Origin of the sequence: Nocardia sp. FBN12 (assembly GCF_050320175.1) — a bacterium.
In the GTDB taxonomy this organism is placed as follows: domain Bacteria; phylum Actinomycetota; class Actinomycetes; order Mycobacteriales; family Mycobacteriaceae; genus Nocardia.
In genome coordinates this window covers 1,483,354-1,506,985 of sequence record NZ_CP190048.1, presented here as the reverse complement: position 1 = coordinate 1,506,985, position 23,632 = coordinate 1,483,354, and the positions used below count along the sequence as shown (strand labels likewise).

At 67.8% G+C, this 23,632-nt stretch carries 22 protein-coding genes and 1 pseudogene; 9 read left to right on the top strand and 14 right to left on the bottom strand.

Going from position 1 to position 23,632, the window contains the following annotated elements; all coding sequences use genetic code 11:
- Positions 1-94 precede the first annotated feature (94 nt).
- Positions 95-1,374, bottom strand: a pseudogene (locus ACQHI0_RS07450) (carboxylesterase family protein).
- 97 nt (positions 1,375-1,471) lie between these two features.
- Between ACQHI0_RS07450 and ACQHI0_RS07445 the strand changes: the two are divergent.
- Complete coding sequence (locus tag ACQHI0_RS07445; RefSeq protein ID WP_427907186.1) at positions 1,472-2,056, top strand: TetR/AcrR family transcriptional regulator C-terminal ligand-binding domain-containing protein; 585 nt, start codon at positions 1,472-1,474, stop codon at positions 2,054-2,056.
- 64 nt (positions 2,057-2,120) lie between these two features.
- On the opposite strand, the gene ACQHI0_RS07440 is transcribed toward ACQHI0_RS07445, so the two are convergent.
- The 7 genes from ACQHI0_RS07440 to ACQHI0_RS07410 form a co-directional block, all read right to left on the bottom strand.
- A complete protein-coding gene (locus ACQHI0_RS07440; RefSeq protein WP_427907185.1) occupies positions 2,121-3,293 on the bottom strand; it encodes an MFS transporter in 1,173 nt (390 codons plus the stop codon).
- A 296-nt stretch (positions 3,294-3,589) separates the two neighbouring features.
- On the bottom strand, positions 3,590-4,771 hold the full coding sequence (locus ACQHI0_RS07435; RefSeq protein WP_427907184.1) for an alpha/beta hydrolase family protein: 1,182 nt from the start codon (positions 4,769-4,771) through the stop codon (positions 3,590-3,592).
- Positions 4,772-4,845: 74 nt separating this feature from the next.
- The gene (locus ACQHI0_RS07430) at positions 4,846-5,838 is read right to left on the bottom strand and encodes a cyclase family protein (RefSeq protein ID WP_427907183.1); all 993 of its coding nucleotides are present in this window, start codon (positions 5,836-5,838) and stop codon (positions 4,846-4,848) included.
- Positions 5,835-6,572, bottom strand: a complete 738-nt coding sequence (locus tag ACQHI0_RS07425) for an SDR family NAD(P)-dependent oxidoreductase (protein ID WP_427907182.1) — start codon at positions 6,570-6,572, stop codon at positions 5,835-5,837. Before ACQHI0_RS07425 ends, ACQHI0_RS07430 begins: the two co-directional genes overlap by 4 nt.
- Positions 6,569-7,558, bottom strand: a complete 990-nt coding sequence (locus ACQHI0_RS07420) for a fumarylacetoacetate hydrolase family protein (RefSeq protein WP_427907181.1) — start codon at positions 7,556-7,558, stop codon at positions 6,569-6,571. The genes ACQHI0_RS07425 and ACQHI0_RS07420 overlap by 4 nt, the downstream gene beginning before the upstream one ends.
- Before the next feature lie 15 nt (positions 7,559-7,573).
- The gene (locus ACQHI0_RS07415) at positions 7,574-8,512 is read right to left on the bottom strand and encodes a VOC family protein (RefSeq protein ID WP_427907180.1); all 939 of its coding nucleotides are present in this window, start codon (positions 8,510-8,512) and stop codon (positions 7,574-7,576) included.
- A 40-nt stretch (positions 8,513-8,552) separates the two neighbouring features.
- Positions 8,553-9,689, bottom strand: a complete 1,137-nt coding sequence (locus ACQHI0_RS07410; RefSeq protein ID WP_427907179.1) for an FAD-dependent monooxygenase — start codon at positions 9,687-9,689, stop codon at positions 8,553-8,555.
- A gap of 108 nt (positions 9,690-9,797) precedes the next feature.
- Between ACQHI0_RS07410 and ACQHI0_RS07405 the strand changes: the two genes are divergently transcribed.
- Positions 9,798-10,730 (top strand): LysR family transcriptional regulator, encoded by a 933-nt coding sequence (locus ACQHI0_RS07405; protein WP_427907178.1) that lies wholly within the window; start codon positions 9,798-9,800, stop codon positions 10,728-10,730.
- Positions 10,731-10,947: 217 nt separating this feature from the next.
- Here the strand turns inward: ACQHI0_RS07405 and ACQHI0_RS07400 are convergent, their stop codons facing one another.
- Together ACQHI0_RS07400 and ACQHI0_RS07395 are read right to left on the bottom strand one after the other, a co-directional pair.
- On the bottom strand, positions 10,948-12,141 hold the full coding sequence (locus ACQHI0_RS07400) for a 4-hydroxybenzoate 3-monooxygenase (RefSeq protein ID WP_427907177.1): 1,194 nt from the start codon (positions 12,139-12,141) through the stop codon (positions 10,948-10,950).
- 65 nt (positions 12,142-12,206) lie between these two features.
- Entirely contained in the window at positions 12,207-12,968 is a 762-nt protein-coding gene (locus ACQHI0_RS07395) for an IclR family transcriptional regulator (RefSeq protein WP_427907176.1), read from the bottom strand.
- A 153-nt stretch (positions 12,969-13,121) separates the two neighbouring features.
- Between ACQHI0_RS07395 and pcaH the strand changes: the two genes are divergently transcribed.
- From pcaH to ACQHI0_RS07360, 7 genes are read left to right on the top strand one after another with little or no spacing between them, the layout of a single operon-like run.
- On the top strand, positions 13,122-13,826 hold the full coding sequence (gene pcaH, locus ACQHI0_RS07390; RefSeq protein WP_427909105.1) for a protocatechuate 3,4-dioxygenase subunit beta: 705 nt from the start codon (positions 13,122-13,124) through the stop codon (positions 13,824-13,826).
- Between the two features lie 3 nt (positions 13,827-13,829).
- Entirely contained in the window at positions 13,830-14,387 is a 558-nt protein-coding gene (pcaG, locus tag ACQHI0_RS07385) for a protocatechuate 3,4-dioxygenase subunit alpha (RefSeq protein WP_427907175.1), read from the top strand.
- Complete coding sequence (locus tag ACQHI0_RS07380) at positions 14,387-15,649, top strand: lyase family protein (RefSeq protein WP_427907174.1); 1,263 nt, start codon at positions 14,387-14,389, stop codon at positions 15,647-15,649. Before pcaG ends, ACQHI0_RS07380 begins: the two co-directional genes overlap by 1 nt.
- Complete coding sequence (gene pcaC, locus ACQHI0_RS07375) at positions 15,646-17,016, top strand: 4-carboxymuconolactone decarboxylase (protein ID WP_427907173.1); 1,371 nt, start codon at positions 15,646-15,648, stop codon at positions 17,014-17,016. The genes ACQHI0_RS07380 and pcaC overlap by 4 nt, the downstream gene beginning before the upstream one ends.
- Complete coding sequence (locus tag ACQHI0_RS07370; RefSeq protein ID WP_427907172.1) at positions 17,013-17,336, top strand: hypothetical protein; 324 nt, start codon at positions 17,013-17,015, stop codon at positions 17,334-17,336. The genes pcaC and ACQHI0_RS07370 overlap by 4 nt, the downstream gene beginning before the upstream one ends.
- Positions 17,333-18,022 (top strand): 3-oxoacid CoA-transferase subunit A, encoded by a 690-nt coding sequence (locus ACQHI0_RS07365; protein WP_427907171.1) that lies wholly within the window; start codon positions 17,333-17,335, stop codon positions 18,020-18,022. The genes ACQHI0_RS07370 and ACQHI0_RS07365 overlap by 4 nt, the downstream gene beginning before the upstream one ends.
- On the top strand, positions 18,019-18,687 hold the full coding sequence (locus ACQHI0_RS07360; protein ID WP_427907170.1) for a 3-oxoacid CoA-transferase subunit B: 669 nt from the start codon (positions 18,019-18,021) through the stop codon (positions 18,685-18,687). The genes ACQHI0_RS07365 and ACQHI0_RS07360 overlap by 4 nt, the downstream gene beginning before the upstream one ends.
- Positions 18,688-18,895: 208 nt before the next feature.
- Here the strand turns inward: ACQHI0_RS07360 and ACQHI0_RS07355 are convergent, their stop codons facing one another.
- The 4 genes from ACQHI0_RS07355 to ACQHI0_RS07340 are packed head-to-tail and all read right to left on the bottom strand — an operon-like array spanning position 18,896 to position 23,614.
- The gene (locus tag ACQHI0_RS07355) at positions 18,896-19,969 is read right to left on the bottom strand and encodes a quercetin 2,3-dioxygenase (RefSeq protein ID WP_427907169.1); all 1,074 of its coding nucleotides are present in this window, start codon (positions 19,967-19,969) and stop codon (positions 18,896-18,898) included.
- The gene (locus tag ACQHI0_RS07350; protein WP_427907168.1) at positions 19,966-21,069 is read right to left on the bottom strand and encodes an alpha/beta hydrolase fold domain-containing protein; all 1,104 of its coding nucleotides are present in this window, start codon (positions 21,067-21,069) and stop codon (positions 19,966-19,968) included. Before ACQHI0_RS07350 ends, ACQHI0_RS07355 begins: the two co-directional genes overlap by 4 nt.
- Complete coding sequence (locus tag ACQHI0_RS07345) at positions 21,032-22,450, bottom strand: acyl-CoA synthetase (protein ID WP_427907167.1); 1,419 nt, start codon at positions 22,448-22,450, stop codon at positions 21,032-21,034. The genes ACQHI0_RS07350 and ACQHI0_RS07345 overlap by 38 nt, the downstream gene beginning before the upstream one ends.
- A 33-nt stretch (positions 22,451-22,483) precedes the next feature.
- Positions 22,484-23,614, bottom strand: coding sequence for a DUF3500 domain-containing protein (locus ACQHI0_RS07340; protein ID WP_427907166.1), 1,131 nt, complete (start codon positions 23,612-23,614; stop codon positions 22,484-22,486).
- Between the last annotated feature and the right edge of the window lie 18 nt (positions 23,615-23,632).

The window sequence follows — 23,632 nt, the reverse complement described above, 5'->3', positions numbered from 1 at the left end:
ATAGTGGATGCTTTGCGTGGCAACCGATCTGGCTCATCCGCTGCACGACGCGTCCGTTTCGGTCAGCGCGCGCAGTGGCATCGGGCAAGCATCCTCAGGGGATCGGGTGGGTGGTCGATGAACCGGGCAGATGGCGCGGCCATCCCGGATCTCCGGTGTGCGCGAAAGTTCCCCATCGGCTACGGGTCGGGCCGCCGAGCGCACGAATGTCGGCCCGGCTCAACGGTCGCACCATCGCCGCGTCCCACCAGGCGTTGTCGTCGCCGAACAGCAGGGGCAGTTCGAGGCAGTGACAGGGACCGAACGGGTTGCTCGGATGCAGTTCACGAACCCGATAGCGGTAGACGTCGGCGTCGTGGGTGGCGAGCAGATCCGCGAATGCGGCGGCGCCGTCCTCGAATGCCTTGCGTCCGACCAGTTGCTGGATCTCGGACGCGATCCGTGGACCGAACGGCAGTCGGCGGATCCGGGAGAACACCGGATGCGGGCCACCGTAGAACGCGCCCATCTCGTCGGCCGTTGTCCCGATGATCACCTGCAGGTCGCCGGCTCGCCGCACGACCTCACGACGCCACAGGGATTCGTCCGGCAGCGGATCGACATCGGCAATCGGCGCGAACGGCGGCGCGGAGTTCAGCCCGCCCGGGCCGGCCAGCGCGCGCACGGCCGCACCCTGCGCGGCGAGTATCTCGGCGGTTGACGCGTCTCGAGGATCGCTACCGAGCGCGGCGAGGAAGCGCTGTGCCGCGCGCTTCGCCTGCGCCGCACTCTGAAATCCGATTCCGAACGGTGCGCTCTGCACGATGGCGCGCCGGAACAGCCCTCGGGTGGCTTCGATGCCGAGCATCGCGACGATGGAATGCGCCCCGGCGGACTGGCCCGCGACGGTGACCTGGGTGGGATCGCCGCTGAACTCCCCGATGTGCTCGCGAACCCACGTCAGCGCGGCGATCTGGTCGAGCAGGCCGAGATTGCCCGGTGCGACGCCCGGAGGTAGCCGAGCACACCGAGGCGATAGTTGATCGAGACGACGACGATGCCGGTCTCCCGGACCAGCTCGGTCGGGTCGTACAGATTCCAGGCGCCGCCCCCGGCCAGATACGCCCCGCCGTGAATCCACACCAGCACGGGACGCCCGACAGTATCCGGCGTCGCCGCGGGCGCGGTGACCGACAGCTCGAGACAGTCCTCCGACTGCGGCAGCGGCACCGGCGCACCCATTACCCGTTCCAGCCGGCCTGGCAGCTGCGGCGCAGTGACCGGTTGCCGCCCGCGCTCTGGTTCGCCGAGGTAGGGCACCGGTTCGGGCCTGCCCCACCGGTCCGCCCTGGCGAATCGGATGCCGCGGACCACCACGACGTCACTGTCGTTCATGTCGCTCCTCCTGCGATCTATCGCAAGTCAACTTGCGATAACCGCCACGCTAAGCCCGGGAGCCACACAACGCAAGAGGACTTGCAATAATGGCCGAATGGCTCCGTCTGTCGAGCACACCCCGCAAATCCGCGGCGCGCGACTGCGGCGCGCCGTCCTGGACGCGACCCTCGCCCGCGTCGAGACCGTCGGCATCGAGGCGGTGCGCATCGCCGATATCGCTGCCGCCGCGGGCGTGCACGAGACCTCGATCTACCGACGCTGGAAAACGCTGCCTCGGCTGCTGGTCGACGCACTGCTCTCCCGGATGGAGTCACAGATCCCCATCCCCGACACCGGATCGGTACGCGCCGACCTACTCGAATTCATGACGACGCTCATCCGCTTCGCCCGCACCCCCTCCGGCGCGGCGCTGATCCGCTCCACGGTCATCACCGAAGTCGATGCCGACACCGACGCGGCCCGCCGCGAATTCTGGGCCGTGCGACTCGCGGCGTCCGAGGAAATCGTCCGTCGCGGTATCGAGCGCGGCGAAGTCACCGCCGGCGCGGACCCTCAGCTGACCATGCTGACCCTGGGCGGGCTCGTGCACATGTATGCGACGCAGTTCAACAGCGACATACCCGACGGCTTGGCCGAACGATCGGTCGACCTGCTACTGACCGGGCTCGATCCGCGCTGATCCCCCGCTTCATGTGCGGCCGAACCGCCGGTGCGGATGCGTCCCGCACCGACGGCCGGGCCCTCTACTTGCGAGGCACCGTTTTACGGACGGGTTCGCTCGCGTTGGACAGCAGCACCAGCGCAAGAACGGTGCTGGCGACCGCGAGTGGTGGCAGTGCGCCCGAACCCCACCGGTTCAGGGTGAGACCGCCGAGCAGACCGCCGAGGGAGACACCCAGATATGTGCCGGAGGTGTTGAGCGCCAGCGCCTGTGGGGCCAGAGGGCCGGACAGTGTGGCAAGCCGGGCTTGGATCGCGGGTGAGTTCCAGAAGGCGGCCGCACCCCACACGGCGAGTACAGGCAGCACGGCCGTCATCGGGACCGGGCGCATGCCCCACAGCAGCCACAGGCCGGCCATGGACCCGGCGATGGCGCTCATACCGATCAGCAGGGCACGGTCCGGGCCGTGCCGGTCGGTCATCACGCCGCCACCCCACATGCCGAGGGTGCCCGCGATACCAGCCAGACCGAAGGAGAGGGCGCGGGCGTCGACGGCCGCCCCGGCGACATCGGCGAGGAACAGCGCGAGGTAGGTGAGCATCATCATCGATCCGGTCATCAGCGACATATTCGCCAGCAGACCGAAGGTCACCGGCCGCCGCCCCAGGCTGCGCACCTGGGCCCGCCAGTCGGGCGCGGGACCGCCGACCATGCCGCGCGGCACCGTGATCAGCAGACCGGCGAGGGCGAGCAGGCCGCACACCGCCATGGTGGCGAATACCGCGCGCCAGCCGAACGCACCACCGATCCAGGTGCCGATCGGCACCCCGACCGCTATCGACCCGGTGACGCCCAGCGCTACCACCGCGACATAGCGGCCGACCTTCGCGGCGGGCGCCCGCTGGACCGCGGTGGCGAACAGCGCCGGCGTCGCGACCGCGGCAGCCGCGGCAGCAACGACGCGCAGGATCACCAGCACGGTGAACGACGACGCGCCCGCCGCGGCCGCATTGGCAGCGACGAACGCGCACAGGCTCGCCACCAGCAGCACGCGTCGAGGCGCGCGGGCCAGGACGACGGCGGCGACCGGCGCCACCAGGGCGACGGTCACGGCGAACACGGTGATGAGCTGACCGGCGGCGGCCTGGCTCACGCCCAGATCGCGGGCGATCTCGGGCAGGACACCGGCGATCACATAGTCGTCGGTATAGAACACGAACGAGGCGGCGAACAGCGCCGCCAACCACTTGGGCATAGGGGTACTCCCACTGAGTGCGAAGCGGACGGCGCATCCGAGGAAAGGGGATGGCCGCGCGGACGACAGCGGGTCCGGCCGGTGGACTTCAGAGCAGCGAAAACTACCGCGCCGTCAGGGCGCGGTGTCGCCGACTCCGGGCAGCCACCGAGGGACCGGTGGCTAGAGTCTGTCCGCCTGTGTCGCAGTGGTCACGAATCACACCCTATCGCAGTGACATTCGACGTGAGCAGGGCATTCCGACGGCGATGTCGGCGGGTGGCCGGGCACGGCACCGGCCGACATCGCCGCGGTGTTCAGCCGACGGCGCTCGCCGTCGGCTGGTCTGCCCCCAGTTCGGCGAAGGTCTCGGTCACCCAGTCGGCGATATAGGTGCTGACCAGGGGGAAGTTGTCCAGTCCGATATGTTCGGCGCCGCCCTCGCGGGCGGTGAAGACCCGCAGCTGCCGTTTCGGGCTGGCCGTGGCCTGTTCGTAGGACCGGTGCGCGTATTCCAGGGGGATCTGGCGGTCGTTCTCACCGTGCACGATGAGGAAGGGCACGGTGATCTGTTCGACGACGCCGTCGAGGTTGACGCCGTCGGCGTTGTTCAGGAAAGTGTCGAGGTCCTTCTCGCCCCAGACCCACTGCACGTGGTTCCAGTAGTGCGGTACCGGACGTTCACCTTCGCGCTCGATCCGGCGACGCTGCACCTTGCCCCAGTCGTGGTTGGCGCCCCACGCCACGCACAGCGCCAGCCGCTTCTCGAAGGCCGCCGCGCGGGGTGCGTAGTAGCCGCCCAGCGACCAGCCGACCAGACCGATACGCGCGGGGTCGACGTAGTCGACGGTTTCGAGGTAGTCGACACAGGCGGCCGCCCATTCCTCGGTCTCGATCTGGGCGGTGAGTCCTTGCAGGCGCAGTGCCTCACCGCTGCCCGGGCAGTCGACCATGAGGGTGGCGATCCCGCGCTCGGCGAGCTCGTGGGCGAACCCGGACAAGTACATATGCTCTTTGGTGCTGTCCAGGCCGTTCCACACGATCATGCAGGGCACCGGACCCGCTACGTCGGGGCGGGTGAAGTAGGCCGGAAGTGTGGTGTCGCGGAAGGGAATCGAGACCCGCACGGTATTCGGATCGACCAGGTCGAAGGACTGCTGCATCAAGTCGAGCACCCGGCGATAGATCGCGTTGCGATCCGGCGTCTGTGGGCTCTGCATACGCTCGGCGTGGATCAGGTAGTTCGCGGCACGAGCGTAGGCGCGGCCCGCCGACCGGGTGCGCCCGATCGCCCGATCGCTGCCCGCGGCCTCGACCAGGTCGTCGACGACCGCTGTCCAGGACGCGAGGAACTCCTCGGTGCCCGCGTCCTCACCACGGGTGGCCGCGTCTCGGATGGGACGGCAGGCCCGATCGACTTCGTCGATGTAGCCGCCGCTGTTCAGCGCCGCGACCACCCCGAGGTTCCAGACGTAATTTCCGGGAAAGTATTCGAACATCAGTATCTTCCTTTCGTACAACAGGTTTCAGAACGTGGCGACGATCCGCACTCGGCGCAGATCTCGTCCGGTGCTCAGACGACCGCGATCGGGTTGACCGGTGCACCGACAGCGCCGGTGACCGGGATCGGCGCGGCGACGAGGAAGAACTCGTAGTTGCCGACGCGGGCGCAGTGTTCGGCGAGCGCGTCCAGGTCCCACATCTCGCCGAGGAACAGCCCGATGTGCGGGATGGCGACCTGGTGCAGGGGTTGGAAGGCGTCGTCGAACTCGTTGGGCCGTACCTCGAAACCCCAGGTGTCGGTGGCGATGGCGGCGATCTCGGTGCGGTGCAACCAGTCCGCGGTGGTGAATGACAGGCCGGGTGCCGCGCCGCCCGCGTAGTCGTTCCATCCCTCGCGGCGGGCGCGGGTGAGCTGGCCGGTGCGCACGGTCACGATGTCGCCGCGACCGACCGCCGAGGACGCTCCCTGCGTGCGGATCGTCTCCTCGAGATGGGCTGTGGTGATGGCGAATCCGTCCGGCAGTTCCGTAGCCGTCCCGTACACGCGCCCGACGTCGAGCAGCACGCCGCGACCCACGATCCGATCCGCCACGGTTTCGATGCCGGTGACCTGATCGCCCTGCGAGGTCACCACCTCGCCCGCGCGACGCCCGTTCCAGGCCCGGCCGTGGTCGAAAATGTGGCCGAGGCCGTCCCATTGCGTCGAACACTGCAGCGGCATCGACACCACGTCGTCGGCACCGCCGAGACCGTGCGGAAAGCCCTGTATCCCGGCTTCGGCGTCGGTACCCGTGTCGAGCATGGTGTGCACGGGATTCGAGCGACGCCGCCAGCCACGCTGCGGCCCGTTCGTATCGAAGCTCTGCGACAGACTGAAGCTGCGGCCGTGCCGAATCAATGCCCCGGCTTCGGCCCGCTTGGCGTCATCGAGGAAGTTCAGGGTGCCGTGCACATCGTCATCACCCCACCGCGCCCAGTTCGAGCAGCGCCGGGCGGCGGCGGCGATCGCGGACTCCGGGTCACTGCGATCGAGTTCCGTTGCGGCAGTTTCTGTTCCGGTCATCTGTGCTCCTGTGGTTCGGGTCGTAGCGCATCCGAGATCGACTTCACGCCGCCGTGCGAGCTCGCTCCGCCGTCGACGGTGATCTCGCCGCCGGTCATGTAGGTGGAATCCGGGCCGAGGAGGAAGGCCACCGCGCCGGCGACCTCGGCGGCGGTCCCCGCACGCGCCAGCGCGGTCTCACCGATCGACGCCGACCGGAACGGGCCGGGTGCCGATTCCGTCATGGGGGTATCGATGAAACCCGGGTGAACGATATTGATCCGAATTCCGCGTTCCCCCAAGCCGAGTGCGGCGGTGTGGGTCAGACCGCGCAGTGCCCATTTGCTGGTGGTGTAGGCCACGGGGTAGTGGCCGGTGAGCGCCGCGATCGACCCGATGTTGACGATTGCCGAGCCGGCGCTCATCAGGGGTGTCAGCGCCTGGATCGCCAGCAGCGGTGCCAGCACGTTGACCGCGTAGGTGTCGGTCATGTCGGCCACTGTCACCTCGCCGAGGCGTGCGCGGCGAGTGATGCCGGCGCAGTTGACCAGTCCGTGCACGGGTGCGTCGAGGGTGGCTGCCAATTCTCGCCATTGTCGCTCGTCGGTGACATCGAACGCGCGGACGCGATCACTGCCGTGGCGATCGAGTGCGACGACCTGGTAGCCGTCGTCGGTGAGTCGTTCGGCGACGACGCGGCCGATGCCCCCGGCAGCGCCGGTGACAACCACTGTCGCCGTGGCGTCGGTTGTCACCGCGCGATCACCTCGGCTCGGTGGTCGGCGCGGTCGCGGAGGCGGGGTGCAGGCACGGGGTGTGGCGCGGTGGTGCGTTCGCCGATCGTGTTGACCAGGGTGCCGATGCCTTCCACGGTGAGTTCGACCGTGTCGCCGGTGTTCAGCGGTGGCGGGTCGAGGCGGCCGCGTCGGCCCCACAGTTCGGCCAGGCAGCCGCCGTTGCCGACGGTGCCAGAGCCGAGTACGTCGCCCGGGGCGAGCGCGGCGTCGCGGGAGGCGTAGGCCAGCAGCGCGGGGAAGGTCCAGCCCATGTTGGACAGGACGTCGCGGCCCACTTCGGTCCCGTTGACCCTTGCGGTGCAGTGCAGTTCGAGGAATCCGTCGGTGTCGAGGAACGGCACCATTTCGTCGGCAGTCACCAGCACCGGGCCGAGTGTGTTGGCGAAGTCCTTGCCCTTCGCCGGACCGAGGCCGACCTGCATTTCCAGACGCTGCAGATCACGTGCCGACCAATCGTTGAGGATCGTGTAGCCGAAAATATGGTCGGCGGCCTGTTCGACGGTCAGGTCGTGACCGGCGCGGCCGACGACCGCCGCGACCTCGAGTTCGAAGTCCAGTTCCGCGCAGTGGTGCGGTGCCCGGATCTCGCTGTGCGGACCGTTCACCGTATGCGGGTTGGTGAAGTAGAAATGCGGTGCGGCATACCAGGCCTCCGGAACACCGCCGCGCCCTTGGACACTCGCGCGGACCCCTTCGACGTGTTCTTCGAAGGTCACGAAGTCACGGATCGTCGGCGGTGCCAGCGGAGCGTCGAAGCCGACCTCGCCGACCGGAATCGGCGTGGTGATCGCGCGGATCTGGTTGCCCATCTCCAGTGCGGCGGTCAGCCCGGCCCCGACGAGTTCGAGCACGGTGGTGCCGTCCGGGAACGGGTACACGGTGTCGCCGTCGACGACAGCGGCGACAGCTGCCGCGTCGTCACGGCGAATCATGGCGAAACGCATGGTGGATAACCCCTTTCAGACCGGCGGCGCGATGAACAGACCCTTGTCGGGGTCGTTGAACGACTTCGCGGCGACGAATTCGTCCATCGCGTTGGCGGTCCCCCACTGGTCGCTGACCTCGGGCTGGGAGAAGTCGTAGAGATGCGGGTGCCAGGTGTCCTCATCGAGGGACTCGAGTTCGGTCGTGTACTCCATCGTGTTGCCGTTGGGGTCGAGGAAGTACGAGAAGGTGTTGTTGCCCGCGAGGTGCCGGCCGGGGCCCCAGATCTTCTCGACGCCCGACCTCAGCATCCGTCCCGTGCCACGCATGTACTCGTCGAGACCGCGCAATTCGAACGACGCGTGGTGCAGCGCGGGATGGGGGCCGCGCGCGATGGCCAGCGAATGGTGCCACCGGTTGGTGCGCAGGAACCACATCATCTTGCCCATACGCGGATGCATGAGAATGTCGGAAACCTGGAAACCGAAATGCTTCTCGTAGAACGCCACGGTGGCTTCCGGATCCGAGGAATTCACCACCACGTGCGACAGCCGCACCGGAATCGCCTCGCCCACTTCCACTTTGCGATGTTCACGAGCGGCGACATCGGCGGACACCTCGATCGTGCGTCCTTCGTTGTCGAAGAACCGGAACCCGTATCCCCCACCGGGCGTCTGCAATCGGCCCGGTTCGGTGACCAGGGTCGCACCGCCGCGACCGAGCTTTTCGGCGACGGTGTCGACGGCCGCGCTGTCGGTGACGCCGAAGGAGATCAGGTCGAGACGTTTGTCCGCGGCGCGGCGGATGCGCACCACGTACTGCTCGGGCGAGCCCTCCGCGGCCAGATAGGTGACATCGCCGTCGGTCGCGGTCACCGACAGGCCCCAGTGGTTGGTGTAGAAGTCGAGCTGCTTGTCGAAGTCGGGCACGGCCAGTGCCGTGTGCCGCAAGTGGGTGAAGACATGATCGGTCATGAGCAGGCTCCGAGAATGAGTAGTAGAGGTCGGCGGGTAGTCAGGCCGGTGTCACGACGAGTTCGGCGATGCGGCGCATCAAGCCGGGGACGTCGGCGTCGGGATCGTGGTCGAGCATCCATCGGCCGAGCTGCACCGAGGCCTCGACCACGGCTTTCGCCCGCGGCAGCCGGCGCTCGGTGAAGCTCTGCCACAGCTGCGGTCCGACCGGTTCGGCGATGAGGAGTTCACTCAGCACCGCCGCGTCCTCGAGTGCCTGCGCGCCGCCTTGGGCGAGGGTGGGCGGGCACGCGTGCGCGGCGTCGCCGATCAGCACGATCCGTCCGCGATTCCACGGCCCGTCGATCACGTGTTGTTCGAACCTGGTGTAGTTGACGGCATCGGGATCGGTCAGCAGCGCACGGACCTCGTCCCACGGGCCGTGGTACTCGGCGGCCAGTGCGCGCATCACCTCGAGCTGCTCGGCTTTCGACAGCGCCGAATGATCCCTGGTGTCCTCGACGATGTAGGCGTACATCGAGTCCGGTCCGGTCGGGCAGTATCCGGCGATGTGCGCGGCACCGCCGTAGTAGAGGTCGGTGCGGGTGATCGATGCCGGACGCGAACACACCAACCGCCAGATGCCCATGCCGGTGGGCTGCGGCTCGGACTCGATGCCGAGCGCGCGACGCGTCGGTGAACGGACGCCGTCGGCCCCGATCACCACGTCGTATCGGCGGCCACCGCCGTCGTCGAACACGACATCGACACCGGTGTCGTCGGCGTCGAATCCGGTGGCCCGCACGCCGAAACGCAGTCGCGCACCGGCCTTCTCGGCGGCGTCGTGCAGCATCGCCGCCAGCACCGGCCGCTCCATCCCGACCGCGGCCGGGAGGTCGGGGCCGCCGGTCTTGACATCGGGGATCTCAGCGAGCAGGGTGCCGGCGGCATCGGTCGCGCGGATGCCGAGGGTGTCGAAACCCCAGCTCTCGCGACTGATGGCCGTCCACAGGCCGAGATCACGCAGCACGCGTAACGCGTTGCCCTGCAGGGTGATACCGGAACCGACGGCGTGGCCGCGGCCGCGCGCCTCGACCAGTTCGACGTCGAGACCGGCGCGGGCGAGAAAGACCGCGGCCGCCGACCCGGCGAGACCGCCGCCGAGTACGAGGACGGTGCGGGCGGTGTGAGGGTGCATCGAATCACTTCCCTGGGACAGAGCACGTTGTGGTGACTCACTCCACTTTGAGACCCGCATCACCATCAGGGAAGGCGTGTTTTCTGATGTTCTGTATAAATGGGAGTTATGCAGCAGCCTGCTCGCCCGTTGGCCAATCTCGACCTCAATCTGCTCGTCACGCTGGAGGCCGTGGTGCAGAACGAGAGTGTGACCAGGGCCGCCGAGCATCTCGGCGTCACCCAACCGGCCGTCTCGGCGGCCTTGGCTCGGCTGCGCCGCCATTTCGACGACGACATCCTCGAGCGGGTCGGCAACAGGTACCGGTTGACGCCCTTCGGCGTAGGACTGCGTCAGCGCACCAGGGCCGCGCTGACGGGCGTCGAGCGGGTGTTCTCCGCGCGCGGCACCTTCGACGCCACCGACACCAGCCGCGAATACTCGGTGGTGACCAGCGACTACACCACAGCATTGCTCGGCCAACGTCTGGCCGAACTGCTCACGGCGGCCGCACCCCACGCACGCCTGCGTATTCTCCCCTCCTCACCTGAACTCGTCGCCCGAGCCGAGCACACCCTCACCACCTACGACGTCATGCTCGTGCCGCACGGTTTCGTCACCGATCTACCCAATGAGACGGTCTTCCATGATGATTGGATGGTCGTGACGGATCGGGACCACGAACCGGCCAGCGGCGAACTGACCGCCGAGGACCTGCAGCGGCGTCCCTGGGTTCTCGTCTATCACTCGCAGACCGCGTCCACCCCGGCCGCGCGCCGGTTGCGCATGCTAGGCATCGAACCGACCCGCCAGATCGTCACCGAGAACTTCATGACCGTCCCGTGCCTGATCACCGGCAGCGACCGCATCGCACTCGTCCCGCGCCGTTTGCTCGCGGTCCCCGGGATGAGCGAGGGTCTCACGGCCTATCCGTGCCCGGTCGACCTCGGCGAGCTGACCCAGGCAATGTGGTGGCACCCGGTGTTCACCGACGATCCAGAGCACCGCTTCCTGCGCCATCTGATCCTGGAAGCGGCACAAAGCAGCTGCGTGACACCGTAATCGTCGCGCTGCTCATTGAATGAGCGCGTACTTGTCGTCGTCGCGCCGGGACACCCATGCTCTGCCCATGAATACTCCACTGCGTGACCGCATCGACGCGGGCCCCATGTCTTCTTATCAATGGCCGGCGATCGGACTGTGCGTTCTGCTCAAAGGCTCTGACCCACCCACCCGACTGCAGCGGCCGCATCCCCGGTGGATGCGGCCGCTGTGGTCGTTACCGGTGTTCGGGCCAGCCGGTGTAGGCCTCGGCGAGGAAGGTGGAGCCGGCCGTCGAGCCGGTCACCGACGCCAATTCCCCTTCCTGCCTGCGCAGGTCGAACGGGGTGACGTCGGGCAGCGTGTGCAGCATCGTGGTCATCCAGTAGGAGAAGTGCTGAGCCTTCCAGACTCGGCGCAGCGCCCGCTCGCTGTAGGTCGCCAAGGGTGCGAGGCTGCCCGCCGCGAGCGCGCGTTCCAATTCCTCGGCGAGCACCCGCACATCGGCCATCGCCAGATTGAGTCCTTTCGCGCCCGTAGGCGGGACAGTATGCGCGGCGTCGCCGGCGAGGACCAACCTGCCGTAGTGCATGGGCTCCTGCACGAAACTGCGGAACGGCAGTACGGACTTGGCGGTGATCGGGCCTTGGGCGAGGGTGTAGCCGTTGGCGCCGACGCGGGCTTGCAGTTCGGTCCAGATCCGGTCGTCGGACCAGTCCTCGACGTTCTCCGTCGGGTCACACTGGAAGTACATGCGCTGCAACGTTTCTGTGCGCTGGCTGATCAGCGCGAAACCGCGCGGGGAGTGGTTGTAGATGAGCTCCGGCGCGCTCGGTGGAGCTTCGGCGAGAATCCCGAACCACGCGAAGGGATACTCGCGGAAATACTGGCTGCGCCGGTCGGCGGGCACCTCACGGCGGCACAGGCTGCGGGAGCCGTCCGCGCCGACGAGAAAATCGGCGCGGACCTCATGAGCGGTGCCGTCAGCGTCGGTGAACCGCAGGACCGGGGAATCGGTGGTCAGATCGCCGACCGCGACGTCGGTGACGCCGAACCGGACATCTCCCCCGTCGCGCTGCCTGGCGTCGGCGAGGTCGATGAAGACGTCGGTCTGCGGGTAGAGCTGGGTCGACGCGCCGACCAGACCGTGGAAATCGATCCGGTGACTGCCACCCCCGAAGGCAAGCTCGATCCCGTCGTGGCGATAACCGTCGCGGTGCACCCGGCCGGAGACGCCGCTGTCGACGAGCAGGTCCACCGAGTCCTGTTCGAGAATGCCTGCCCGGTGGGTCTGTTCGATCTCACGGCGGCCGCGCACATCCACTGCGACCGAGTCGATCCCGGCATGGGCGAGCAGGTGCGAAAGCAGGAGACCGGCAGGGCCCGCGCCGACGATGGCGATCTGGGTCCGACTCTGGGTGCGTGAGGACATGGCCGAGATTCTGGGTCCGCACCACTATCGCAGCTATGCCCGGCTTCCGCTCAGTGAAAGCGTGGTCAGTCGATGATCGGCCCCGGCACACTCCGACCGATGCCGCGTGCCGCGACCTGTAATGCGCTGACCAGTCGTGCCTGGTCGCGCTCGAGACTCGGCACGACGACACCCAGCGCTGCCACCACCTCGCCTCCCGCACGGATCGGAACGGCCACCGAGCAGGCGCCGAGGCTCATCTCTTCGACGGTGGTGGCGAAGTCGTTCTCTCGCACCCGTTCGAGCTGGCGGCGCAGTGCCCCCGGCTGATTCACCGTGTACCGGGTGATCCTGGACAGATCACCGAACACCGCAGACTGGATCTCCGACGGAGCGTGCGCCAACAGCACCTTGCCGACCGCAGTCGCATGCAGCGGCAGGCGGGAGCCGATGGTGCTGACCACCGGGACCGAGGCATGGCCCGACAGCCGATCGATATAGAGCACCTGCACACCGTCGCGTACCGCGAGGTGCACCGTCGCCAGCGTCGCACCGTACAGATCGTGCAGATAGGGCGAGGCGATATGGCGTAGCCCCGACTGCACCGGGGCGAGCAACCCGATATCCCACAGCCTGCGCCCGATCACGTAGTTCCCGGACTCGGTTCGGCTCAACGCACCCCACGTGACCAGCTCCCCGACCAGCCGGTGCGCGGTCGGCAACGGCAACTCGGCACGAGCCGCGAGCTCGGTGAGCGTGAGGCGCCGATGTCGCTCGTCGAACGCGGCCAGGATCGCCAGCGCGCGGCTGGTCACCGAAAGGCCCGGCCGGTTGGTATTACCTGCCATCCGAACAGCCTTCCGCTCAGCGGAAGTAGACGCAAGTCAAGACCCGAGGTCCGAACATATGGTTCGGCCGTGACCCAGACCCAGCAGCCGCCCCTCGCGCCGCTGACCGGCCCGGATTCGGCGTCGGCGAGCCAAGCCGAGATCAGTGCCGAGATGGCCTCGATCAGCGCGAACTACACCGGGGCCATCGAAACCCAGCCACGACTGGACTATTCGCCCTACCGCAGCAGCCTGCTGCGGCACCCGACGAAAGACCCCCACCACGTCGACCCGGAACTCATCGAGCTGTTCGCCCCGGTGTTCGGCCACCGCGATGTCGCCCGGCTGGAGTCGGATCTGACCATCCAGGACGGCGGCGAACCCCTCGGCGAACGGATCGTGGTGACCGGCCGGGTGCTCGACGGCGATGGCCGTCCAGTGCGCAACCAGCTCGTGGAGATCTGGCAGGCCAACGCCGCAGGCCGCTACATCCACCAACGCGACCAGCATCCGGCACCGCTGGACCCGAACTTCACCGGCGTCGGCCGCACCCTCACCGACGACCAGGGCAACTACACCTTCACCACCATCAAGCCCGGCCCCTACCCCTGGAAGAACCACCACAACGCCTGGCGTCCCGCCCACATCCATTTCTCGCTGTTCGGCACCGATTTCACCCAGCGCCTCATCACCCAGATGTACTTCCCCGGCGACCCGCTGTTCTCGCTCGACCCGATCTTCCAATCGATCGTGGATCCGGCCGCGCGCGCCCGCCTGGTCGCCACCTATGACCACGACGTAACCCGCCACGAGTGGGCCACCGGCTACCGCTGGGACATCGTGCTCACCGGCAGCCACCGCACCCCGACGGAGGACTGACAAATGACCACTCTCGCGCCCACTCCGGGCCAGACCGTCGGCCCGTTCTTCGGCTATGCCCTGCCGTTCGACGGCGGCGCCGAACTGGTCCCCGTCGGCTGTCCCGGGGCAATTCGGCTGCACGGCACCGTATTCGACGGGGCCGGGATCCCGGTCCCCGACGCCATCATCGAATTGTGGCAGGCCGACGCGAACGGGTCGGTGCCGCAGGTCGAGGGCTCGTTGGCTCGCGACGGCTGGACCTTCACCGGCTTCGGTCGCACTCCCGTCGACGACACCGGCCACTACAGCTTCACCACCCTGCGGCCCGGCCCGGCCGAGCCGCACCGCGCGCCGTTCTTCGCGATCACCGTCTTCGCGCGCGGGTTGATGCACCGCCTGTTCACTCGGGCCTACCTCCCGCTCGACCACGACGCCGCCGCCAACGATCCGCTGCTGTCGACGGTGCCCGAGGAGCGGCGCGCCACGCTCATCGCCCGGCCCGACGAACACGGCTTCGTTTTCGATATCACCCTGCAGGGTTCCGGCGAGACCGTCTTCATCGAATACGGAGCGCGCTGATGCCCGCGCTCCTCTGGCCGGGCGACGATCGTGCGGGCGAGCACCTGTCCGACTCGGCGGTGATCCGCGCAATGGTCCAGGTCGAAACCGCATGGCTGGCAACACTGGTCGAGGCGGGCATCGCTCCTGCCGAGGCGGCGATCGACCTCGCCGATTCGGTCGGCACGATCGATCCGGACGCCGTGGCGCTGGCGGCCGAAGCGGGCGGCAACCCGGTGATCCCGCTCGTCACCCTGCTGCGCGCGCGTCTGGCCGATTCCCACCCGCAGGCCGCGCGCTGGGTGCACCGCGGCCTGACCAGCCAGGACATTCTCGACACCGCGCTCGTCCTCGGCCTACGCGACACTGCCGACGCCGTTCTGGCGCGGATCGAAACCCAGATCCACACGCTGGCCACCCTCGCCGACCGGCACCGCGCCGACCCGATGGCCGGGCGCACCCTCACCCAGCACGCGGTCCCGGTCACCTTCGGGCTCACCGCGGCCCACTGGCTCCACGGTGTCCTCGAAGCCCGTGACGACCTGCGCGACGCGCGCGACCGACTCCCGGTCCAGATCGGCAGTGCGGCAGGCACTCTCGCCGCGCCGGCTGAACTTCTGCGGCTGACCGGCGGGCAGGGCGACGCGATCACCCTCGCCCACAGCGCGGCCACCCGGCTCGGTCTGCCCTGGTCACCGCCCTGGCACACCGTCCGGGCACCGCTCACGCGCCTCGCCGACGCCCTCACCCGGGCGCTGGACGCGTGGGGCCACATCGCGGGCGACGTGCTGGTCCGTGCCCGCCCCGAGATCGCCGAACTCGCCGAACCCGCCGCACCCGGTCGTGGCGGCTCCTCGACCATGCCCCACAAAGCCAATCCGATTCTGTCGGTGCTGATTCGCCGTGCCGCCCTGACCGCTCCCGGCCTCGCTGCCCAACTCCACCTCGCCGCCGCGACCACGGTCGACGAGCGCCCCGACGGGGCATGGCACACCGAGTGGACGCCACTGGTCGAGCTCGCCCGGCACGCACTCACCGCCGCCGATCAAACCGCGGAACTGCTCGCGGGTCTGCACGTCGACACCGGCCGGATGGCTCGGCTCGTGCGGTCCGCGGGCTCCGGGCTCCTCGCCGAACAGCACAACCTCGCCCATCTCGTCGACGATGCCGCCGACACGGACTTCGACCCGAGCCACTACCTGGGCAGTGCCGACGCGCTGATCGACAGCGTTCTCGACCGCGCCCGAACGCAGGAACCCACCCCCACCGGAGGTCGACGATGACGATCCCAACCGTGACCGGCGTGCAACTGGGCGGCTCCCCTGCCCTGCCACTGCTGGTCTGCGGCCCATCCCTCGGCACGTCCGCGGTCGCGCTCTGGTCAGCCGCCGCCGGTCTGCTGGGCAAGCGATTCCACGTCGTGGCCTGGGATCTGCCCGGCCACGGGCACAATCGCGCCGCAGTAGCGGAGGGCTTCACAATCGCCGAACTCGCTACCGGTGTCCAGACTTTCGTCGACGGCGTGCTGACCGAGCGCGGCGAGACCGGTGGCAACTTCGTCTACGCGGGTGTCTCGGTCGGCGGCGCGGTCGGCTTGCAACTACTGCTCGACTGGCCGGGCCGGATCACCACCGCCGTCCTCGCTTGTACAGCGGCGCGCATCGGCGACGAACAGCTGTGGCGGGACCGGGCCGAGCTGGTCCGGTCGGGTGGAACCTCGGTCTTGGTCGAGGGATCAGCCCGACGCTGGTTCGCACCCGGTTTCGTCGACCAACAGCCCGAAGTCACTGCGGCACTATTGCATTCACTTTCCGACACCGACGTTGCCGGATACGCGGCAGTCTGCGACGCACTGGCGAGCTTCGATGTTCGTGGCGATCTCTCGCGCATCGACACACCGATCGTCGCTCTCGCGGGCGCCTATGATCCGGTCACCACAGTCGCCGCCATGGCCGAGTTAGCACACGAGGTCGGCCACGGTCGGCTCCTCGTCCTCGATCGAGTCGCACACCTCGCCCCCGCCGAAGCACCCGCCGATGTCGCCCAGATCATCACCCAGGCAGCGGGATTCGCCGACGCCCTCACTGCCGAGGCCGATCCCTGCCTCCCGGGCAGGGTCGGCCCGCCAGCCACGAAGGAAGGCCTCGCGAGCGCCGGATACAGCTCGCCACCAGCCGGGGGCACCGGTTCACCGACCGGATCCGGACCGGCCACCGCATCACCGCTCTCGACCGACGACGCAGCGCCAAGGGAAGTGACGCTGACCGATCGGCGGGCTGCCGGAATGGCTGTACGCCGCGCCGTTCTCGGCGACTCCCACGTCGACCGGGCCATCGCCAACACCACCGACCTGACCCGCGAGTTCCAAGAATTGATCACCGACTACGCCTGGGGCGGTATCTGGACAAGGTCGGGCCTGGACCGTCGCAGCCGGTCGATGATCGTGCTCACCGCCCTCATCGCCCGTGGCCATCACGAGGAACTGGCGATGCACCTGCGCGCGGCCCGCACCAACGGCCTCACCGACGACGAGATCAAAGAGGTCATCCTGCAGTCCGCGATCTATTGCGGTGTACCGGACGCCAACACCGCATTCCGCATCGCGCAGGAAACGCTGACCACCCAACCCGAAGGAAGCACCGCTCGATGACAGGCACCCTGGCCGAACTGCGGACATCGTTCCGCGAGCCCGGCACGATCACCGCGGGCAACGCCTCACCACTGAGCGACGGCGCTTCCGCAGTGCTGCCCGGTTCGGCCGCTGCCGCAGACCGTCTCGGCCGCACCCCTTTGACGCGCATCGCCAGCCGCGGCGCGCACGCGGTCGAACCGCACCGCTTCGGCTACGCACCGGTCGAGGCCGCCGAGAAGGCCCTGGTGCGGGCCGGTATCCGCTGGGGTGTGGCCGCCATCTGCATCGGCGTCGGCCAGGGACTGGCTGCCGTACTGGAGAACGAGGAGACAGCGTGAGCATCACCCACGGCACTGACCCGGACGCCGCTGTGGCCGACATCCCCGACGGAGCAACAGTATTGATCGGCGGTTTCGGCACCGCCGGACAACCGATGGAACTCATCGATGCCCTGCGCCGACTCGGCGCGAAAGACCTCACCGTGGTCAACAACAACGCAGGCAACGGCGACCAAGGACTGGCGGCACTGCTGGCCACCGGCAATGTCCAAAAGATCATCTGTTCCTTTCCCCGCCAACACGATTCGTGGATCTTCGACAACCTCTACCGCAGCGGCCGCATCGAACTCGAGGTGGTACCGCAAGGCAACCTCGCCGAGCGGCTGCGCGCCGCGGGCGCCGGTATCGGCGCGTTCTTCAGCCCGACCGGCGTCGGCACCACCCTGGCCGAAGGCAAGGAACAGCGCACCATCAACGGCCGCGACTACGTCCTCGAATACCCCATCCGCGGCGACTTCGCGCTCATCAAGGCATCCAAGGCCGATCGCATGGGAAACCTGTTGTACCGCAAAACAGCTCGCAACTTCGGTCCCGTGATGGCCACCGCCGCGAGCACCACCATCGTCGAGGTCGGCGAGGTCGTGGAGACCGGTGCGCTGGATCCGGAGAACATCATCACGCCCGCCATCTTCGTGGACCGGGTGGTACACGTGGCCGAACCGACTCGAGAAGGAGTGCCGGGATGAACCGCACGCCGACAACCGTCGAATACCCCGACCGCGCGCCGCTCGGCAAACACGAGATCGCCGCGCTGATCGCCGCCGACATCCCCGCGGGCGCGTACCTCAACCTCGGCATCGGCCAGCCGACAACGGTAGCCGACCACCTCACACCGGAGCAGAATGTCGTCTTGCACACCGAGAACGGCATGCTCGGCATGGGTCGCGCCGCGATCGACGACGAGATCGACCCGGACCTGATCAACGCCGGCAAGATCCCCGTCGTCGAAACCCCCGGCGCCTCCTATTTCCACCACGCCGATTCCTTCGCCATGATGCGCGGCGGCCACCTCGACGTGTGCGTGCTCGGCGCCTTTCAAGTCTCCACCTCCGGCGACCTCGCCAACTGGCACACCGGCGGCCCCGACGCCATCCCCGCGGTCGGCGGCGCGATGGACCTGGCCATCGGCGCCAAACAGGTCTTCGTCATGATGTCGCTGTTCACCCGCGACGGCGTGTCCAAGCTGGTGCGGGAGTGCACCTACCCCTTGACCGGTCGTCGCTGCGTCAGCCGGATCTACAGCGACTACGCGATTTTCGAGCTCGGCACCGAACAGGTACGGGTGCGTTCGACCTACGGGATCTCGCTCGAGGCATTGGCCGACAGGACAGGGCTCGACCTGACGTCCTGAGAGCTGGGAGGTGCCTGCGCCGACGGCGTCCAGCCGTCGGCGCCCAGGCGTCTGATTCTCGGCCGATAAGACGAACCGAATACCGGAGACTCGTGATCAGCGCTGCGGCCACCAGGGACATCGTCTGGGATCTGCCGCATCGACGGACCTCGCTCGCGCTACCGCAGCGAACCCGCGCAGTCCGCCCACTGAAGAAGCCTGCCCCGCATTACCCGCCCGCACCCCGTTGCGGCGGCGGGCCGACGACCTCGAGGTCGAGTTCGGCGCGGGCACGGGCGAAACCCTCGACCGGAAAGGTCTCATCGCCACCCTCGATGTGCACGTGGGCCTGGGTGGGTGTGTTCATGTATTCGAAGAATTTCTCGAACACGTCGGTGGTCAGCAGTCCGAGCATCTGGGTGTTGTGACTGTCGAACGCGAAACTGTGAATGGTGCCTGCCGGGGCGTGGAGGAAATCACCCTTGGTCAGCAGGATTTCTTTTCCGTTCGCGTGCAGCAGGATTCGCCCTTCCAGGCAGAGGAAGTTCTCGGTGTGCTGCCGGTGGAAATGCCGCGGGATATAGGAACTCTTGCCGCCGATGGTGTGCATGGCGAAGTAGGTTCCGCCGGTATTGCGGGAACGCGCCAGGTAGGAATTGAGTTGACCCATGCTTGCCCATCGGTCACCCTCGCCGGCCTCGAGGACATAGGGCGTCTGATCCAACGGCAGCTCGGCACCGGTGCGCGGGGACAGATCACGCTTGTCCAGGTCGTGGATCCGGACGCCGAACCGCGCCGCCAGTTCCGACTGCCGCATCGGCGAAATCGGTTGCTCCGCATCGATATCGAACACGTGTGACGAGGTTTCGTAGCCGCTCGCCTGCGCGAACCGGTGGCCGTCACCGATCGTGAGCCAGCTCAGGAACCGCGTACGGTGCGAGAGCATCCGGTAGGCGTAGGGAACGCCGGGTGGAATCGCGACGGATCCGCCGGGCGCGAGGACCTGCGTTTCGCCCGGTAACCACACCTGCAATTCTCCGTCGGTGACATACAGAAAGCGGTGCTCGTGCTCGTGGGAGATGAACGGTGTCTCGATACCCTTGCCGCCGTAGATATATGCGGCACCGAATTGCCCGCCGGTGTCTTCGGCACGAGCGATCACGGTGATCAGCTGTCCACCGATTTCGTGGCGTTCACCCTCGCCGGCGGCCATGTAGTAGGGGGCGCAGCGCCCGGGCAGGGTGTCGATGGCTGGAGCGAGGGAATGGACCTCGTCGATAGTCGGAATGTCGAAGGCCGTCATGATCGGCACTGACCTGCTTTCAGTGTTCGGGCGAAGAAATCCGCGATGGCGGAAAAGGACGCACACGGATGTCGTTCGGCGAGGTCGGCGCCCGCCTCGGTGGTGGTGCGGATCTGTGCGCGCGCCGTGGGCTCGCGTTCGAGACGGCCCTGGTCGAGATGCTGGTCCGGGCCGAGCTCGAGCACATCGCCGGGATTGAGGAATCCGTGCCCGAAACCTTCGATGAGGTAGAGGGTCGCGTCGTTCCCGTGTGCCGCGAGAGCGTTGTACATGGCCACGCTTTGGCTGGGCGGCACCAAGTTGTCGGCGAGTCCGTGCATGATGAGAAACGGTGGTGTGCCGCCGTTCACCTGCCGTGCCGGGCTCGCCGACACCGCGGAATCCAGTTTGTCCCGGATCGCGCCGCCGAGCAGACCGGCCTCGGGAGAATCGTGGTCCCGGGGCGCCTGCTGTCCCGTGAGATCGACCATGGCGGGCAGGTCGGCGGCCCCGTAGCCATCCATCACCGCGGCTACCGCACTGCTGACCGAAACCTCTTCTTCGCCGGGCAATCGGAGCACGCCGGAATGCACTCCGGTGAGGGCCGCCAGGTGGCCACCCGCCGACGAGCCCCACACCCCGATCCGGTCGGGGTCGATGCCGTATTCGGCACCGTTGACGCGTAACCACCGCACCGCACGACGAATATCGAAAAGCTGGCCGGGATGGGTCGTCGTCGGCGCCAACCGATAGTCCACACTGACCATGACGAAGTCATGTGAAGCGTAATGCCGCACCAGATCTGGGCAGGCAGTTCTGTCTTGTAGCCGCCATCCACCACCATGTAGCCATACGATCGCAGCCAAAGGTCGCCGCGTCGAATGCCATGGGCGCACGATATCGAGCAGCAAACCAGGTGCGTACTCGGTGGTGGAACGGACTACGGGCGAAGCCGTGTCCAAGGGAGGAACTCCTTCGAGCGGAGAGACTGGGCCTGGGTCGCCGCCGCAGCGGTTGTAAGGCCTCACCGTGGGTCTCTGCCTGAGTAGATACTCTATCAGCGCGCGCTCGCGCGGCGCCGCTTCATCGCCGCGAACGGCGCTGTTCGTCCAGGAGCACATTCTTCTGCACCTTGCCCATCGCGTTGCGCGGCAGCGCGTCCACGATGCGGATCTCGCGTGGCCGTTTGTGGATCGACAAGGTGCCCGCGACGAAGTCGATGAGCGATTTCTCCTCGGGTACGGCACCGACCACATAGGCGACGATCCGTTGACCGAGGTCGGTGTCGGGGACGCCGATGACCGCGGCCTCCTCGACCGCGGGGTGGGCCAGCAGGGCCTGCTCCACCTCGCCCGCCCCGATGCGGTAGCCGCCGGACTTGATCAGGTCGACCGAGGCGCGGCCCACGATGCGGTGGAAGCCGCCCGCATCGATGACGGCGATATCGCCGGTGCGGAACCAACCGTCGCCGGTCAGCGCCTCGGCGGTCTTGGCCGGATTGTTCAGGTACCCGTCGAAGAGGGAGGGGCTGTGGATCTCCAACTGCCCCAGTGTTTCTCCGTCGTGTGCGGCCAGGTCGCCGGACTCGGTGCGCAGGCGGGTCCGCACCCCGGCCAAGGGTAAGCCCACCCAACCCGGTCTCCGCTCACCGTCGGCGCGGGTGCTCACGGTGATCGCCGTTTCGGTCATGCCGTAGCGCTCGACGGGGGCCGCTCCGGTCAGTGCGGTGAGCTCGTCGAATACGGGCACCGGCAGCGGGGCGCTGCCGGAGACGAGCAGGCGGGCGGCCGACAGTGCCCGCGCCGAGGAGGGGTCGGCGCACACCCGCGACCACACGGTCGGCACCCCGAAATAAAGGGTCCCCCCGGCCGCCGCGTACCGCTGCGGCGTCGGGCGGCCGGTGTGGATCAACGGTGATCCGATGCGCAGCGCACCGAGCACGCCGAGGATGAGACCGTGGATGTGGAACAGCGGAAGTCCGTGTACCAGAACATCTTCCGAGCTCCACTGCCAGGCCTGCGCGAGGCCGTCGACGCTCGCCGCGATCGCCCGGCCCGACAGCACCACGCCCTTCGGGGCTCCGGTGGTGCCGGAGGTATAGATGATGACGGCCGGCACCGCGGGGTCGACCTGCGGGTAGCTCGACGACGACCGCGCGCCCGGATCCACCGTGATCGTCGGCACCCCGACATCCGCTCGGGGCTCGCCGAGCCACAGTTGCGCACCCGAGTCGGCGAGGATGTGCTGCCGCTCGACCGCACCGGCGTCGGCGGGCACCGGAACCGCCGCCACCCCGGCAAGCAGGCAGCCGACGACGGCGACGACCGTCTCGAGTTCGGGTCGCGCGTCGACGGCGACCGCCCTCGCGCCCGCGACCTTGTCGGCGACAGCGGCGGCCGCGGCCAGCAGTTCCTCCCTCGACAGGGACCGGCCGTCGACGGTTACCAGGGGGTCGGCCCCGTCGGTCGCGCGATACAGGGAGCTCAGCAGTGGTACTGGCATCGTGGTTTCCTCACAGGAGTTGGCAGGAGGGTCTCATTCGAGACCGGGATCGGATTCCGCGCTCGACACCGAACGGCTGCCGAGATGTGCTGTTCCCCAAGACCTGTCACGGTTGGCTTGTGCATCGAGCAGTCCGTGTGCGAAGTCGTTGTCGAAGTCGCGCAGCACGGTGTGCAGATGATTTCCGCCACCGACGGCATTGACCGCTTCGATGAGGTGGTGGCGAGTCTGCACCCGGAAATAGTGTGGCTTTCCCCGGGTCGGCGCACCGGCCCAGGCGAAGTGGATTTCCCCGATACCCGCCGCTCGCAATGCCTTTCGGTGTGCGTCGGCGGCTTCGCCGGGCAACCTGTCCAGGTAGCAATCGACAAGGCGCCACAGCAGGTGCTGCCCGGCCGCGTCGAGTGTGTCCCCGGCGATGCCCGCGGGATTGTCGCGGACGAACTTCAGTGCCACCCGGTCGGAATCGGTGATCGTGTAGTCGGGCATACCGAGGTCATAGTGATCCGGATATTCGTAGGCGCCGATGCGTGGCACCTGCCTGGTGACGAAATCAGCGGGCGCGACATCGTGGATCACAGCCTCGGCACGCTGGTCGTCGTCCAATCCGGCCAGCAGTTCGAAACCGAGGCCCTCGTCGTCGGCCAGTGGATGCAGCACGCCGTCGTATTCGGTGGGCTGCTGACCCAGCGCCACCGGCGTCGCGGCGATCCACCGCTGTTCGACGACGGTGATGTTGAGGCACACGTGGTGACCGAGGAACCGCATCGTCCAGGTGTCTTCGAATCCGGGGCGGCCGAAGAAGGTCAGGAAGTACGAATCCGAGGTACGCCACGCGGGCAGCGCGGGGCCGAGGAAGTCGTATTCGTAGTCGCGCAGCACATGTTCGAGTTGGGGTATCGCCAGCACCTTGGTGAAGGTGCGCAGGGGTACGGCCAGCCGGATCAGGTCCCACATCAGCACCTTCTGGTGCCGGTCGAGGCGGTGCAGCGGGAGGCCGGTGCGGTCCGGGCGCGGGATGATGTCCCAGTCGAGCCTGCGCGGGTCGGTGAAGTCGGCGACGACCGCTTCGGCGCGCTGGTCTCGGTCGAAAGTGTCGATCAGGCCCATGGCCGTGACCACCAGTTTGGTCGCGGTCTGTGGCGCTTCGTACAGAGCGGACATGCTGAGCTCCTGTTCTCG